Here is a 13,835-nt window from a genome sequence, read left to right on the forward strand (position 1 = left end):
AATTGCGCAGGTGAAAGATTTTAAAAAATATTACAGCATACCGGCCACGCCCGATGAGATATACATGGCCCTAACCAACCCCATAACTATTGAACTATGGACTGGCGAAGTTGCAGAAATGAGCACCGAGCCAGGATCAGAATTTTCGATGTGGGATGGCAGCATCTCCGGCAAAAATATTGAATTTGAAGCAGGGAAAAAGATTGTACAGCAATGGTATTTTGATGGTCAGTCTGATAATTCTATTGTGACTATTAAGCTGCATGAGGATAAACAAGGCACATCGGCCGAGTTACGCCATACCAATATCCCCGATGCTGATTTTGACGATATTACCGATGGATGGACTAACGCCTACTTTGGCGGTTTGATAGACTTTTTTGAAGGAGAATAAATAATTTTTTGTCATCCTGCGGTACGAAGGATCTATTCGTAGACTTTGCAATAGTATAATAGATACTTCGCTGCGCTCAGGATGACAAATTGTTTAATGTCGGGACGCAATATTTATAAATAAGAAAAGCCGCTCAATTGAGCGGCTTTTCTTATTTATAGCTTTCCTTTAAAGGAAGGGGCTATTAATATAAAGTGAATTCAACCCTACGGTTTGCCTGACGGCCAGCAGCAGTTTTGTTTGTAGCAATTGGTTGGTTTTGACCATAACCTGTAGCTTCAATACGTGATGCGTTTGCACCTTTACTTACCAGGTAAGCTTTGATTGATTCTGCACGATCTTTTGATAACCTCATGTTCAAATCTTTTGAACCTGTATTATCGGTATGGCCTGCTAATTTTAAGCTGAAGTTTTTATCAACTAATAATTGAGCAACCCTGTCTAAGCTTGGTAAAGAGTGATCACGGATGGTTGATTTTCCTAAATCAAATTCAAGATTTTTAATCGCATCTTTAACTACTTTCTTGTCTTCTTCAGTTACATAAATAACCGGTTTAGCAAGTGGGCAACCAGAACCATCAACCTTTGTACCGGCTGGTGTGTTTGGACATTTGTCATTAACGTCAACAACGCCATCTCCGTCACTATCAGTTGTTAATTTGGCAAGGTTTGCGTTAGTAGTGTTCAAATCATTTCTAAGTTGGTCGTTTTTAGCTTTTTCAGCATCAATTTGCTGTTGTAATTGTGATTTTGTTTGAGCATTTTCCCATAAGTATTCTGTACGCATAGATGATACAGGGTTATGAGTTGCCATTTGTGGCTTTTTGCTGCTTCCAAGGGCAAATTCTAAACCGATGTGGGCATAAGAAAACCTGTCGTTTGTTGAACCGTGGTTGTAACCATCAAAGTTATCTGAGTTAACAAAGTTAACCTGGTAACCCATGTCTAAGTTTACACCTGGTGCAAGATCGAATTTTAAACCAAGACCTAAAGGAATATAAAGTTCATTTATTGATCCGTTCCCTGTTGTCTTGAATTTTGTTTCCTGGCCACCAACCGGGGTAACTTTAGGTGTGTAATTCATTCTACCAGCACCAAATGTTAAGTATGGTTGAATAAATGGTTTTTCATGACGCCAGTTAATATTGGCTAAAGTAATGTTTGCACTTAATGCTACCGAATAGTTTATATCAGTAACATATTGTGAATACGGTGAATTACCGCTGCCATCAGCCTGGCTGTCTGTCGATTTTACTTTACCACGCAGGAAATCTGCCTGTAAGCCAAATGAAGGTAAAATTTGTTTTTTGATGTAAGCACCGTAACCAACTTGTTCCATTGGGTTGGTGAAATCCTGGCGGCCATTGCTACCAAAGATGGTGAAAGGGGTTAACAATCCACCGTGTACACCTACTGACCATGTGCGTAATTGACCGCCACCGGAAAATGGTTTAACGTAATCGTTAGTTGCTGTAGTGTCTGGGGTTTGTGCAAATAATTTACCGCCTACCATAATTCCTGTAAGGAGCAGACCGGCTTTTTTTAAATTTGATTTCATAATCGTAATTTTAGTTATCGCATCAATTTTAAAGTGATGCTGACCCTCATATTCAACATTAATGCCACTGACAATTCTTTATACTCCCACAGGTTGTTTACATTAAGGTAACAATGTGATTCATAGCTATTAAATCCGCCACAGCAATGTGGCGTTTTGTTAATATTAACTTTTTGTACCGAAAGGTTAGTGGGTCAAAAAAAGGACAGTTTTGGGGTTTTAGTCTAAAAAAGATATCAAGTTTCGTTATAAGAAAGTGCTGTTTAACTAAAAGAGCCACTCAACTGAGCGGCTCTTTTTAGTAGTAATGATGGTTTAGTTTTAAAAATTTTAAAATAAGGTAAATTCAACCCTGCGGTTTATTTGACGCCCCTTCGCCGTTTTGTTTGTAGCAATTGGCTGACTTTCGCCATAGCCGGTAGCTTCAATACGTGATGGATTTGCACCTTTGCTCACTAGGTAAGCTTTAACAGATTCGGCGCGGGCCTTTGATAGTTTCATGTTCATGGCGTCTGATCCTACATTGTCTGTATGGCCGGCAAGTTTCAAACTAAAGTTTTTATCTACCAGTAACTGAGCAACTTTATCAAGGCTTGGCAATGATTCTTTGTGGATAGTAGCCTTGCTAAAATCAAACTCAAGGTTTCTGATAGCTTCTTTAATAACCTTTTTGTCTTCCTCGGTAACTACAGTGGGTAAAGGAAGCGGGCAGCCTGCACCATCAACCTTGGTATTAGGCGGTGTGTTGGGGCATTTGTCGTTGGCATCAACCACGCCATCGCCATCACTGTCTGTAGTTAATTTAGATAGCGTGGCATTGGTGGCGTCCAAATCGCTCCTGAGCTTATCGTTTTTAGCTTTTTCTGAATTTATCTCACCCTGCAGTTGTGTGTCTCCGGTTTTGTACTCGGTACGCATGGATGCTACCGGGTTATGTACTGCCATTTGTGGTTTTTTTGTACTGCCGAATGCAAACTCTAAACCACCGTGTATGTAAGAGAATTTATCGCTGCTTGTGCCGTAGTTGTAACCGTCGAGGTTATCGGTATTGGCAAAATTAGTAATCCAGCCCAAATCTAAATTAAGGTTACGGGCTACGGTAAATTTAAACCCGAAACCCAGCGGTATATAGGTTTCAAATATTTTATGGTTGCCTTCGGTTTTAAAAGGAAGTTCAACACCGCCTCCTGCGCCATCATTATGGAATATCCTGGGGGTGTAATTCATAATACCGCCGCCCAATGTTATATATGGCTGTATAAATGGCCTGTCGTGCTCCCAATTGATGTTGGCAAAGGTGAAATTTACGCTCAATGCCGCTGCCCAGTTTAAGCTGGTGTGGTAATAACCCAAACCATTGGGCTGTGTGCCTGTGGGGTCTACCTGGCTTTGAGTTGCATTTAGCTTACCCCTCATAGCATCTAACTGTATCCCTAATGATGGCAACACCTGCTTTTTTACATACAGTCCGTATCCTAAGCTTGATGACGGATGCGTAAAATCCTGTTGATCTTTAGTGGTAAAAAAATTAAACCCGGTCATTATTCCCGCGCCTACTCCTAACGACCATGTGTTTAACATTTTTGAGCCCGAAAACGGCTCTACATAATCCTTTGCCGTGGTGCTATCGGTTTGTGCAAATAATGTGCTGCCTACTATGAGCCCCACCAGCAGCAGCGTGATTTTTTTAAGATTTGGTTTCATATTGCGTATGTTAATTTTACTTGGTTATTGTTATAAACAATTATACCTGTAATAACATACAAATGATTGGGAGCTCTACCGTTAGTTGTGCCTTGTGAATATAATGAATAACGTATAAAAAATAAGGGGTTGTGAACAAACACAACCCCTTATAAAGCTTATTTATTATTTTATTAAATAGTAACTTCAGGATGTATAAATACCTTCGATTTAATATCTGCACCGGCTTTGCCCAAAGTGGCCGCTACCGAACAATATTTGTTTAATGATAATTCAACCGCGCGGGCGGCTTTATCTTCATCAATATCGCCATAAAGGTGAAATTCAATGTCAATATCTTCCCAAAGTGAAGGCTCCTTACCGGCTTCACGTTCGCCATTAACTATCATTTTATAGTCCTTTACTTCCTGGCGCTGCTTTTTTAGTATGCTTATCACATCAATTGCCGAGCAGCCAGCTAAACCCATTAACAATATTTGCATGGGGCGTATGCCAAAATCCTGGCCGCCGCTTTCGGGGCTGCTATCCATTTTTACAGTGTGGCCATTGGCATCAACTGCTTCAAAACCAAAATCACCGGATACTCTTTTTAATTCTATTGTAGCCATAATAAATGTATTGTACACTGCTAAGTTATGTATTTGTATGCGCTAAATAAAACAAGCGCAACGGTTTAAATTGTTTATAATAAAATATGATGCTAAACTGATGTTTTCCTGAGCTTTACAGGTATTACCAGTTTTAAACCCGACCATGTTTCATCTACAGCGCATACTTTAATATCAACCAGGCCAATTTCAAGCGAAAAATCCCTGATCACATCTTCGGTAATGTCGGTAACTACTTTTGATGCCTTTTTTGGCCACGAAACCCATATCATTCCGTCCTGCTTTATTTGCAGCATTAAACCGGGTAAAACGGTTAAAAACCCGGCCCTTTCTTTGGTAAAAAAATGGATCACATCTTTGAGGATGGCTGTATCGTTAACAAAATAAACATCGGCAGGCATATCTGTAAATAGTTGCAGGTAGTGTTGCGGCGCATTAATCAGCGTAACTTTTGTACCGCTTTTTATGCCAAGCTTTTTTGCCAGCGGCGTGCCCGAATAACCTGCCATATTATTAAATACTTTTAAGATGATGCATTAAGTGTTCTACATAGTCGTTCGCCAGCCATTCTACAGTTTGCAGGTTGGGCTCGCCTTTACTGTTGTCGCAGCGGGCGGTTAGTCTGTCGGGCGGATAATTTTCCCAAACCCTGATGATCTGCCTGTTCAGGAGGATCCACATATCCAGCAGTTCCTTAATATCCACCTGCTGGTAATGTTGAGCAGCAACATAGTCATCCTGCTCGTAAACCAGTTTAAAGTTTTCTTCATAAGTACAGCGTACAAAGCGCAGCAGGTTTATATGGCCGCTATCTATCAAATGCCCAATGATCTCCTTTCTTGACCATTTGTCCTCCGCGGGCTTGTAGTTCCAGTCAATATCTTGCGGCGTATTTTGCAAAAAGTCGGTAATTACTTTGTTTAAAAGCAGTGCGGGTACGGTCATGAGGGTATTTTTAAATAAGTATTTAAAGATTGTTATTTCGTATTAAATTACAAAACCATTAACTTCAAAGCCTTAAACACTAATATGGCCCTTAATTATATCTGGATAGCTTTTTTTGTAATTGCTTTTGTAGTAGCCCTCATAAAATTAGTTTTTTTTGGCGATGTGGAAGCGTTTAAGCTATTGGTTGAGGGTATTTTCAGTTCGTCGAAATCGTCGGTGATGGAAATCGCATTACCATTGGTAGGGTCAATGACTTTCTTTTTGGGAATACTAAATATTGGCGAAAAGGCAGGAGCAATTAATTTTTTATCGCGCATAGTTGGCCCGTTTTTTAGCCGCCTGTTTCCCGATGTGCCTAAGGATCATCCCGCTACAGGTCAGATGCTTATGAATTTTTCTGCAAACCTGCTGGGGCTTGATAATGCCGCCACCCCCCTTGGACTTAAAGCCATGGGCAGTTTGCAGGAACTTAACCCTGATAAGGATACCGCCTCCAACGCGCAGATCATGTTTTTGGTACTGCATACCTCTGGCTTGCAATTGTTGCCTGTAACCATAATTGCGCAAAGAGCAATATTAAATTCGGCCAACCCAACAGATATATTTATCCCTTGCATAATTGCAACCTACGTGGCTACCGTTGTAGGACTAATAGCGGTGGCTATCAAACAAAAAATAAACCTTTTTGATAAGGTTATCATTAGTTGGTTGGGTGGCTTAACTACATTTATAACTTTGGTTGTATGGTGCTTTACACATTATTTAAGTAAAGAGCAGATTAGCGTTGTATCCAGTGTATCAAGTAACCTAATAATTTTTGCTATATGTACCATTTTTATTTTAGGTGGATTGATAAAAAAGTTGAATGTGTTTGAAGTCTTTATTGAAGGAGCTAAAGGGGGCTTTGAAACTTCTGTTAAAATAATCCCCTATCTGGTGGCGATGCTTGTAGGTATCAGCGTTTTCAGAAGCTGCGGCGCTTTGGATTATATTAACGACGGATTGAGATGGGTTTGTGTTCAGTTTAACTTCGACACCCGATTTGTGGATGCGATGCCTGTAGCTTATATGAAACCGTTAAGTGGTTCGGGTTCAAAGGCTATGATGATTAATGTAATGACAACCTTTAAATCCGATAGCTTTGCCGGCCGCCTGGCCTGTATCTTCAACGGATCGGCCGATACTACATTTTATATAGTGGCGCTCTATTTTGGTTCGGTAGGCATTAAAAAATCCCGTTACGCCATTCCCGCCGGTTTAATAGCCGACCTTGCCGGGGTTGTAGCGGCTATTTTTGTCGCTTATTTATTCTTTGGATAAACCTTCCTGTTGTTTTGAAAACTAATTAAACTATTGATTAATGAGTTGATTTTTAGTGCGTTATTTTTTCAGCAATTGTAACCATTTCATTCAATCTTACGTCTAAAAGCCCAACCCGATAATTGATCAGTTAAATCGGTAGTTCGTTATTTTTCATACATCCCCAGCAACTTGTCACAAATTTCAGGTGCAAAAAGATGTTTGGATTTATATTGATCGTTTTTTTTATAAGTGTATTTGTATCAGTTATTTAATCTAAATCAATGGAGAAGGTAGTTCACAAAGAAAAGCCTCAGGAAAGTTATAATAAGGATAAGCGGTATCGCAGAAAAACAGCCTTAACCGGTATTGGGCTGCTGTTTGCCCTCGGATTGATATTTGTTATTGTAATTATAAAATTTGCAACTTCTGGCGGCACTTCAAATATGCTTTCTTTTACCATGTTCCCCAGCAGCGATGATGCTTATAAAATAGCCGAACAGTACATATCCCCCACTATTCACTCGGGCAACTTATCTTTCTCAGAAGATCGGTATCAATTCGCCAAAAAGTCCGACTCGGTTTTTGTTATTAAATCGGATGTTACCGGTATTGATGAAAAGGGCCAAAAGGTTAAAACCAACTTCTCCATCACCCTGAAATACGACGGTGGCTCAAAAACCAACATGGATAACTGGACTATGCTTGATATGAACGAAGTCGCAGAGTAAGCTTTCCTGTTAAACCCACCCCTTTTAATTCCCTCATTTGCTAATTAATTCGAAGTCGTTTTTTACCTCTTCGGAGTTGATAATTGTGTATTTTTAATAAATTATAAAAAAAAATAAATGCGGGGCAACCTTTGGCAACTGTGCTACGTGATAACTGAAAACAAAGGATAAATTAACACGGTAGATACCCGTTTATGGGAGAAGCAGAACTACAGAAAGTAATTGCAGGCTGTTTACAGCATAGCAGAACAGACCAAAAAATGCTGTATAAGGCATTCTATGGTTTTGCTATGAGCATATGCCTGCGTTACGCTGGAAATCGTTATGAAGCAGCCGAGATCATGAACCAGGGCTTTTTAAAGGTGTTCACCAATTTACATAAATACGATACCGGACGACCGTTTATTGCCTGGGTTGGGCGCATAATGATGAATACTTCTGTTGATTATTACAGGAGCAACCTCAAACTATCGCTTAACGACGATTTGGATGCTGCGGAAGATATTGGCCATAACGATTTGCCCGATCAAAAACTGAACTATGACGATTTGATTAGCATGGTGCAGCAACTGCCAAACGCCTACCGTACCGTATTTAACCTGTTTGCCATTGAAGGATTTACACATGAAGAAATAGCCGCAAAGCTGAATATCAGCACAGGTACATCAAAATCAAATTTGTTTAAAGCGAGGGAGAAACTAAAAACGATGGTACTTAATGCCGGCCGCTTGCCGGATGCCGACACAGAAAGCAGTCGCCAGAATATTGTAGCCATTGGTGCTATAAGCATTGGCATGTCTGTTTTGATAGAATTTATAATGAGATGAAAGAGAAAAAGGAAAATAAATTGGATCAGCTATTCAAAGACGGGATATCCGGCTCTGAAGATCGTATTGTTTTTCGTGAGGAGGATTGGGCTTCAATGGAACAGTTACTGGATGGCAAATCCAGCAAAAAAGCAGGCGTGTTACGTTTTATATATTATGCCTCGGCAATAGCGGCTTTACTGCTACTGGCAATAGGTTTATATTTTTTTAATAACAAAGATAAGGCAACATCAAACCAAACGAAATTATACGGTAATACAAAAAAACAACCTAAAACAAACAATAATCCGGTGCAGCCTGCTACACCACAGGATACAGGCATGATTGCGGTTAACAAAGGCTTAAATAACAATGTTACTCCGGGGCAAAATAATAACCCGGTGGCGCCCTTGGCCGGTAATCATACAGGGCATTATTCGCCGGTTAACAATAATGTTGTGGTAAAACCATCCGGGACAAACACAACAAAGGATAGTGTTGCCTTATATAACAACCTTGTTAATAATACCAATGTTACACCAAAAGATAAACGGGTAGTTAACAATACAAATGCAACCGCTACTAATCAAATAGCATCGGCAGGTAACCAGGTACAAAATGGCGTGGCGGCCAATACAACGCCGGATACTGTTACCGAAGTACAGCAGCCGGTACAGCAAAGTAATAAAGCGCTTATAGCGGCCAATCAAAAATTTAAAACCCGGCCGCAATTTTCGCTGAGCGTATTGGCAGCACCGGATGTTAACGCGGTTAATTCGTTTAACAGATCGCAGGTGGGCACAAACTTTGGGTTGCAACTTTCCGTACGTATATCTAAAAAATTCAGTATCAGTACAGGAGCGGCTTATGCTGTTAAACCTTACGAAGCTGGTTTTAGTAGTTATAAGGCTGCATATAACTCACCTATTGACCCTACAAATGTATATGCCAACTGTAAAGTATTAGATATTCCTTTAAACATGAGCTACCAGGTATATTCAAGAGGAAAAAATGCATTGGCTTTGGGTACCGGTTTATCATCATACTTTATGCTGAGGGAAAATTATCGTTTTGATTATTCGCCCGAAAGCGGATGGGCACCTCATAATCTTGAAATAAAAAATCAAAACCAGCACTTGTTTGGGGTGCTTAATGTTAATGCTACTTATCAACGTCAAATTAATTCAAAATTCAGCGCTGTGGTGCAGCCTTATATGAAACTTCCGCTTACCGGTATCGGCAACGGAAGGGTTGATCTTAAATCAACAGGGGTTGCATTAGGTGTTAGCTGGAATTTAAATTCAGTATTTAAACCAAAATAATTTTATGAAATATATTGTCATTATTTTACTTGTCTGGTTCAGCAACCAGGCGGGCCAGGATACCTATGTTTGTAAAAACGCCAAAATAAGCCTGTTTTCAAAGGCCCCGCTCGAGGATATTGATGCTACCTCAAACACCGGTACATCTGTTTTAAATGTTGCCACCGGCGATATGGCGTTCAGTGTACCTATCCGCAGCTTCACGTTCGAAAAATCATTAATGCAGGAGCATTTTAATGAAAACTATATGGAGAGCGACAAATATCCCAATGCCACCTTCAAAGGCAAGATCCAGGAAAAACTGGATGTTACCAAGGATGGCAGCTACCCGGTAAATGCCGCCGGTGTGTTTGAAGTGCATGGTGTTAAACAAACCCGCACCATTAAAGGAACCGTTACCGTTAGCAAAGGCGTAGTGAGCCTGGCATCAACATTTATAGTTGCATGTAAAGATCATAACATAGAGATACCCCAGCTGGTATTCCAAAAAATTGCCGAAACCATTCAAATTAAAGTGGCAGCCAGTTATACGCTTTATAAAAAATAACAAATACCCCATTCCCAAAACCAAATCAATCAACATGAAACACTATTTATTACTTGCAGCATTCACCCTGTTTACGGGAATGGCTTTCGCGCAGCAACCCCCTGCAAAAAAAGACACAATCTCGTCGGCAGATTCATTACTGAACAGCCTGAGCGGAGAAACAAAGGCCGAACCAGTGATGGCCACCTTTAAATCAACAAGGCTTATTTTATCTGAAACCAGCGAAACCATCAAAAAAAATAACCTCAACTTTGTTATTGTTCATCGTTTTGGCGATATAGGCGGTAATGATGGCGGCGGTAAAACGCTTTGGGGCTTTGATAACTCCTCAGATATTTACATAGGGTTTGAATACGGCTTAACCGATAACCTGGATATTGATTTTGGCAGAAGCAAGTATGAGCAGCTGTTGGAACTGGGTTTAAAGTATAATTTCCTGCACCAAACATCAGATAACAGCATACCTGTAGCTTTAACAGTGATAGGCAAAACTGGTTTAAAACCCTACAGTGTAACCACCAACGTATTTGACGATTATGGCAACAGGTTTAATTATTTTGCTCAACTGGTAATAGCCCGTAAATTTTCATCAAGGTTTTCTGCGCAGATCTCCCCTTCTTTTGTGCGCAATAACCTGCCCTTCCCTTTTGTTGAGGGTAACGAGAAAGATTTTTTCTCCTTATCGGCAGCCGGTCGTTTTAAGATCACCAAGCGTATGGGGATAGTGGTTGATTACGCGCATCCATTTTCCGATTTCAGGCGGAACAGCGATAGTCCTAAATTTTATGATCCATCGGGTGTAGGTATTGAAATTGAAACAGGCGGTCACGTATTCACCATGAATTTTACCAATGCCGAGGCTATATCACCTATGAATTACCTGAGCAATACACAATCAAAATGGGGCAAAGGACAGTATCGGTTTGGCTTTACCATAACGCGCGTATTTGATTTTAACCCTAAACATAAAGGCACTTACAAATAAATCCCCTTAAAATATTTCACTATGCAAAGACAAGAGTTTTTATCGAAATTAGGCATCAGCCTTGCAGCGGTTTGCGTTGGCTGTAACCTGGCATCATGCGGCAGTGATGTAAAAAACAGCGACCCAACCCCAGGAAATAATGCGCCCGATGGTAGCGGTCCACTCCTTACTGCCAATCTTAATTCAGAATTACAAGCTATTGGCGGTTTTAAGGTGGCAGCAGGTATTATCCTGGTACGCCTTGCAGCAGGAAGCGTTGCCGATTCATTTACCGCCGTACAGGTAGCCTGTACGCACCAGGGCACATCTATTAACTATAATAACGCCCAGGGTATATTTATATGCCCGAATCATGGCAGCGAATTTAGTACCACCGGAGTGGTATTACGCGGCCCGGCCGGGTTTGCACTCAAACAATACAAGGTTAACATTACCGGGACTGACCTCACGGTTACTACATAAATGCAGCAGCCCGGCTTAATAATACAAGCCGGGCTTTTATTTTCTTCGCTTTCTCCCGATAAATTGCCGGTTACAGGCAACCCTTTAGTAACAACCAACGATATATTAATACAGGTCGCTTTTGGGGTGGCTGCAAAAATCAACTGTTCATGGCTACTGTTTCTGTTGTTATCATCACAAAAAATGAGGCCGAAATGCTAAACCGCAGTCTTGCTATGCTGCGGCAGATCAGCGATGATATTATAGTAATAGATAACGACAGTACCGATGATACCCTGACTGTTGCCGCCAGCAATGGTTGCCGCATTTATCCAAAAAACTGGGATGGTTATGGCGCTAATAAAAATAAAGGCATCCAGTTAGCCAAACACGATTGGATACTGAGTATTGATGCCGATGAGATTCCCGATGCCGAGCTTCTGAACACAATAGCCTTGTTACAGCTTGACGATAATAAAACTGTTTACGATATTCCGTTCAGGTCATATTATGGCAGCAAACTCATCCGGTTTGGTACCTGGGGACGAGATCACCACATCAGGCTGTTTAACCGCATTCATGTAAAATGGACGGAACCACCAGTACATGAAACGCTGCTGCTGCCTAAAAAATCGACAGTAAAAAAACTAACCGGACATTTGCACCATTATTCGGTAAGCAATGCAAAAGAACATGAGGCTAAAACCCTGTTATATTCCCGCCTCAGCGCTATAAAATATTTGCAGAGCGGCAAAAAGGCAGGTGTTGTAAAATTATATATTGCCCCGCTGTTCCATTTTGTAAAGATCTACGTAATTTTATTGGGATTTTTAGATGGTAAAGAAGGCTGGAATATTGCAAAAATGGCTTTTAAAAACACCTGGTTAAAGTATCATTACCTAAATAAAGCACTGCATCAACATCATCCGCAAAGCACTTATCAGCATGAACTACCCGTTATGGCCTATAAATTTAATGCCGATGCGCGGGTTGAATAATCCGGGGCATTGTTCATGAAAAAAAAGCTGGTTCATAACCTATCGGCCAATGTGCTGCAGCTTGTGGTAAACCAGCTGTTTGGCGTACTAATATTTTACCTCTTATCTGTAAATCTCGATAAAAACAGTTTTGGACAAGTAAACCTGGCGCTGGCACTGCTGCTTGCGGTATTTAATATCCTCTCGTTCGGTATAGATCAGGTAGTGGTTAAGAAAGTGGCCCAGGGCGATGACGCACAATCTGTGCTATCTTTATATGCCTTTCACGTAATTGTTGCGGGCTTTTTGTTTTATGGGATCCTGTTAATTGGCAGCCTCTTTTTTACCCATGATAATGAGCTTTACCGCCTGATACTTTTAATAGGTGCCGGTAAACTGATGATCTTTTTCTCAACGCCACTAAAGCAAGTATCAAACGGAATGGAGCGGTTTAAACTGCTTTCCTACATGCTGGTAGTATCAAATACAGTCAGGGGGATTTGCCTTGTTGTTTTAGCCTTGCTGCATCACATAAACCTGCAAACCATTGTATGGGTATTTATTGCCGGTGATGCACTGGAACTAATTGTGTGTGCTTATCTTTTTACACGGTACATAAAAGTACCTGTAAAACCCCGCTGGGCAAAAATGGAATATCGTGAATTACTAAAGCAATCATTACCACAGGTTGGCGTGGTGCTTATTACATCGGCGCTTGCCCGGTTCGATTGGTTGTTCATCGGGTTCATTCTTTCGGCTGCAAAACTGGCAGAGTATAGTTTTGCTTACAAGATCTTCGAGATCTCTACCCTGCCCCTGCTGGCTATTGCACCGCTGCTTATCCCCCGGTTCACTAAATTATTTAAAACAGACGACCATCGTGAAGCCGACCTTAAACTGCTCGTCAGGATAGAACTTGTAATTGCCGCCCTTACCGCGTTGCTGATAAATATGGGCTGGAACCCACTAATTGACATGGTTACCGGCGGTAAATATGGCGCGGTAAACACCACCACAATTTTTATCTTATCGCTCTGCATACCTTTTATGTACCTGAGCAATTTTTTATGGACGATTTTTTTTGTGCAAAACCGGCTTAAAATGATCCTCCACTCCTTCCTCATAACCTTTGGCGTAAACGTAGCCGGCGATTTGTTGCTCATCCCCATTTATAAGAACGAGGGTGCCGCCGCCGCATTTTTACTGGCATGTTTGGCGCAGGTTATTTTTTACATGACTAAAAATACGCTCGCCGGGCTCAGGGGTGTTTTTTACTACTTAATACCGTCCCTTATTTGCGCTGCCGCAAGTGGCTTTTTAGCAAAAATGTTATTCCAAAACGTTTGGCTGGCCTTACTTTCATCTATACTATTTTTCGTTTTATCGCTGCTTGCTACCCAACAAATAAAACTGCGCGATGGTAAGCAGTTAATAAAGCTACTCAATTGGTAAAATAGTAAGGTTTCGCCGTTTAAGCAGGCAACCAATCCCGTTTTCAGGTCGTAATGATTTAAA

Annotated in this window: 15 protein-coding genes; 10 read left to right on the forward strand and 5 right to left on the reverse strand. The window is 40.8% G+C overall.

Annotated elements, in window-relative coordinates; all coding sequences use genetic code 11:
• Positions 1–10 precede the first annotated feature (10 nt).
• Positions 11–394, forward strand: a complete 384-nt coding sequence (locus BLS59_RS00910; protein WP_091142706.1) for an SRPBCC domain-containing protein — start codon at positions 11–13, stop codon at positions 392–394.
• A 184-nt stretch (positions 395–578) separates the two neighbouring features.
• Here the strand turns inward: BLS59_RS00910 and BLS59_RS00915 are convergent, their stop codons facing one another.
• The 5 genes from BLS59_RS00915 to BLS59_RS00935 all read right to left on the reverse strand — a co-directional run bounded on the left by BLS59_RS00915 (position 579) and on the right by BLS59_RS00935 (position 5,209).
• Positions 579–1,952 (reverse strand): OmpA family protein, encoded by a 1,374-nt coding sequence (locus tag BLS59_RS00915; protein WP_091142710.1) that lies wholly within the window; start codon positions 1,950–1,952, stop codon positions 579–581.
• 330 nt (positions 1,953–2,282) lie between these two features.
• Positions 2,283–3,656: an OmpA family protein gene (locus tag BLS59_RS00920; protein ID WP_091142714.1), complete on the reverse strand. Its 1,374-nt coding sequence runs from the start codon at positions 3,654–3,656 to the stop codon at positions 2,283–2,285.
• Between the two features lie 173 nt (positions 3,657–3,829).
• Positions 3,830–4,264, reverse strand: coding sequence for an OsmC family protein (locus tag BLS59_RS00925; RefSeq protein WP_091142718.1), 435 nt, complete (start codon positions 4,262–4,264; stop codon positions 3,830–3,832).
• A 92-nt stretch (positions 4,265–4,356) separates the two neighbouring features.
• Positions 4,357–4,773, reverse strand: coding sequence for a DUF3052 family protein (locus BLS59_RS00930; RefSeq protein WP_091142722.1), 417 nt, complete (start codon positions 4,771–4,773; stop codon positions 4,357–4,359).
• Between the two features lie 4 nt (positions 4,774–4,777).
• The gene (locus BLS59_RS00935) at positions 4,778–5,209 is read right to left on the reverse strand and encodes a DinB family protein (RefSeq protein WP_091142726.1); all 432 of its coding nucleotides are present in this window, start codon (positions 5,207–5,209) and stop codon (positions 4,778–4,780) included.
• Positions 5,210–5,293: 84 nt separating this feature from the next.
• Between BLS59_RS00935 and BLS59_RS00940 the strand changes: the two genes are divergently transcribed.
• The 9 genes from BLS59_RS00940 to BLS59_RS00980 all read left to right on the forward strand — a co-directional run bounded on the left by BLS59_RS00940 (position 5,294) and on the right by BLS59_RS00980 (position 13,772).
• Positions 5,294–6,532, forward strand: a complete 1,239-nt coding sequence (locus BLS59_RS00940; RefSeq protein ID WP_091142728.1) for a nucleoside recognition domain-containing protein — start codon at positions 5,294–5,296, stop codon at positions 6,530–6,532.
• Positions 6,533–6,795: 263 nt separating this feature from the next.
• Positions 6,796–7,242 (forward strand): hypothetical protein, encoded by a 447-nt coding sequence (locus BLS59_RS00945; protein ID WP_091142733.1) that lies wholly within the window; start codon positions 6,796–6,798, stop codon positions 7,240–7,242.
• Between the two features lie 194 nt (positions 7,243–7,436).
• The gene (locus BLS59_RS00950; RefSeq protein ID WP_091142737.1) at positions 7,437–8,069 is read left to right on the forward strand and encodes an RNA polymerase sigma factor; all 633 of its coding nucleotides are present in this window, start codon (positions 7,437–7,439) and stop codon (positions 8,067–8,069) included.
• Positions 8,066–9,370 carry a hypothetical protein gene (locus BLS59_RS00955; protein WP_091142739.1) on the forward strand — a complete coding sequence of 435 codons (1,305 nt, stop codon included), beginning with the start codon at positions 8,066–8,068 and terminating at the stop codon, positions 9,368–9,370. Before BLS59_RS00950 ends, BLS59_RS00955 begins: the two co-directional genes overlap by 4 nt.
• Before the next feature lie 4 nt (positions 9,371–9,374).
• Complete coding sequence (locus BLS59_RS00960; RefSeq protein ID WP_091142742.1) at positions 9,375–9,917, forward strand: YceI family protein; 543 nt, start codon at positions 9,375–9,377, stop codon at positions 9,915–9,917.
• A gap of 34 nt (positions 9,918–9,951) precedes the next feature.
• On the forward strand, positions 9,952–10,902 hold the full coding sequence (locus tag BLS59_RS00965; protein WP_143014028.1) for a DUF5777 family beta-barrel protein: 951 nt from the start codon (positions 9,952–9,954) through the stop codon (positions 10,900–10,902).
• A 21-nt stretch (positions 10,903–10,923) separates the two neighbouring features.
• On the forward strand, positions 10,924–11,364 hold the full coding sequence (locus BLS59_RS00970) for a QcrA and Rieske domain-containing protein (RefSeq protein ID WP_091142750.1): 441 nt from the start codon (positions 10,924–10,926) through the stop codon (positions 11,362–11,364).
• Between the two features lie 149 nt (positions 11,365–11,513).
• Entirely contained in the window at positions 11,514–12,341 is an 828-nt protein-coding gene (locus BLS59_RS00975) for a glycosyltransferase family 2 protein (protein WP_091142753.1), read from the forward strand.
• Between the two features lie 15 nt (positions 12,342–12,356).
• A complete protein-coding gene (locus BLS59_RS00980) occupies positions 12,357–13,772 on the forward strand; it encodes an oligosaccharide flippase family protein (RefSeq protein ID WP_091142758.1) in 1,416 nt (471 codons plus the stop codon).
• The last annotated feature ends 63 nt before the right edge of the window (positions 13,773–13,835 follow it).

The sequence above is a fragment of the Mucilaginibacter pineti genome (genome assembly GCF_900101875.1).
GTDB classification, from domain to species: Bacteria; Bacteroidota; Bacteroidia; order Sphingobacteriales; family Sphingobacteriaceae; genus Mucilaginibacter; species Mucilaginibacter pineti.

Bases quoted from the DNA above. Each gene is read 5' to 3' on its own strand.
- BLS59_RS00970 (WP_091142750.1), top strand. From the start codon at position 10,924: ATGCAAAGACAAGAGTTTTTATCGAAATTAGGCATCAGCCTTGCAGCG.
- BLS59_RS00950 (WP_091142737.1), top strand. From the start codon at position 7,437: ATGGGAGAAGCAGAACTACAGAAAGTAATTGCAGGCTGTTTACAGCAT.
- BLS59_RS00930 (WP_091142722.1), bottom strand. From the start codon at position 4,773: ATGGCAGGTTATTCGGGCACGCCGCTGGCAAAAAAGCTTGGCATAAAA.
- BLS59_RS00965 (WP_143014028.1), top strand. From the start codon at position 9,952: ATGAAACACTATTTATTACTTGCAGCATTCACCCTGTTTACGGGAATG.
- BLS59_RS00960 (WP_091142742.1), top strand. From the start codon at position 9,375: ATGAAATATATTGTCATTATTTTACTTGTCTGGTTCAGCAACCAGGCG.
- BLS59_RS00945 (WP_091142733.1), top strand. From the start codon at position 6,796: ATGGAGAAGGTAGTTCACAAAGAAAAGCCTCAGGAAAGTTATAATAAG.
- BLS59_RS00940 (WP_091142728.1), top strand. From the start codon at position 5,294: ATGGCCCTTAATTATATCTGGATAGCTTTTTTTGTAATTGCTTTTGTA.
- BLS59_RS00935 (WP_091142726.1), bottom strand. From the start codon at position 5,209: ATGACCGTACCCGCACTGCTTTTAAACAAAGTAATTACCGACTTTTTG.
- BLS59_RS00915 (WP_091142710.1), bottom strand. From the start codon at position 1,952: ATGAAATCAAATTTAAAAAAAGCCGGTCTGCTCCTTACAGGAATTATG.
- BLS59_RS00955 (WP_091142739.1), top strand. From the start codon at position 8,066: ATGAAAGAGAAAAAGGAAAATAAATTGGATCAGCTATTCAAAGACGGG.
- BLS59_RS00980 (WP_091142758.1), top strand. From the start codon at position 12,357: ATGAAAAAAAAGCTGGTTCATAACCTATCGGCCAATGTGCTGCAGCTT.
- BLS59_RS00975 (WP_091142753.1), top strand. From the start codon at position 11,514: ATGGCTACTGTTTCTGTTGTTATCATCACAAAAAATGAGGCCGAAATG.
- BLS59_RS00920 (WP_091142714.1), bottom strand. From the start codon at position 3,656: ATGAAACCAAATCTTAAAAAAATCACGCTGCTGCTGGTGGGGCTCATA.
- BLS59_RS00925 (WP_091142718.1), bottom strand. From the start codon at position 4,264: ATGGCTACAATAGAATTAAAAAGAGTATCCGGTGATTTTGGTTTTGAA.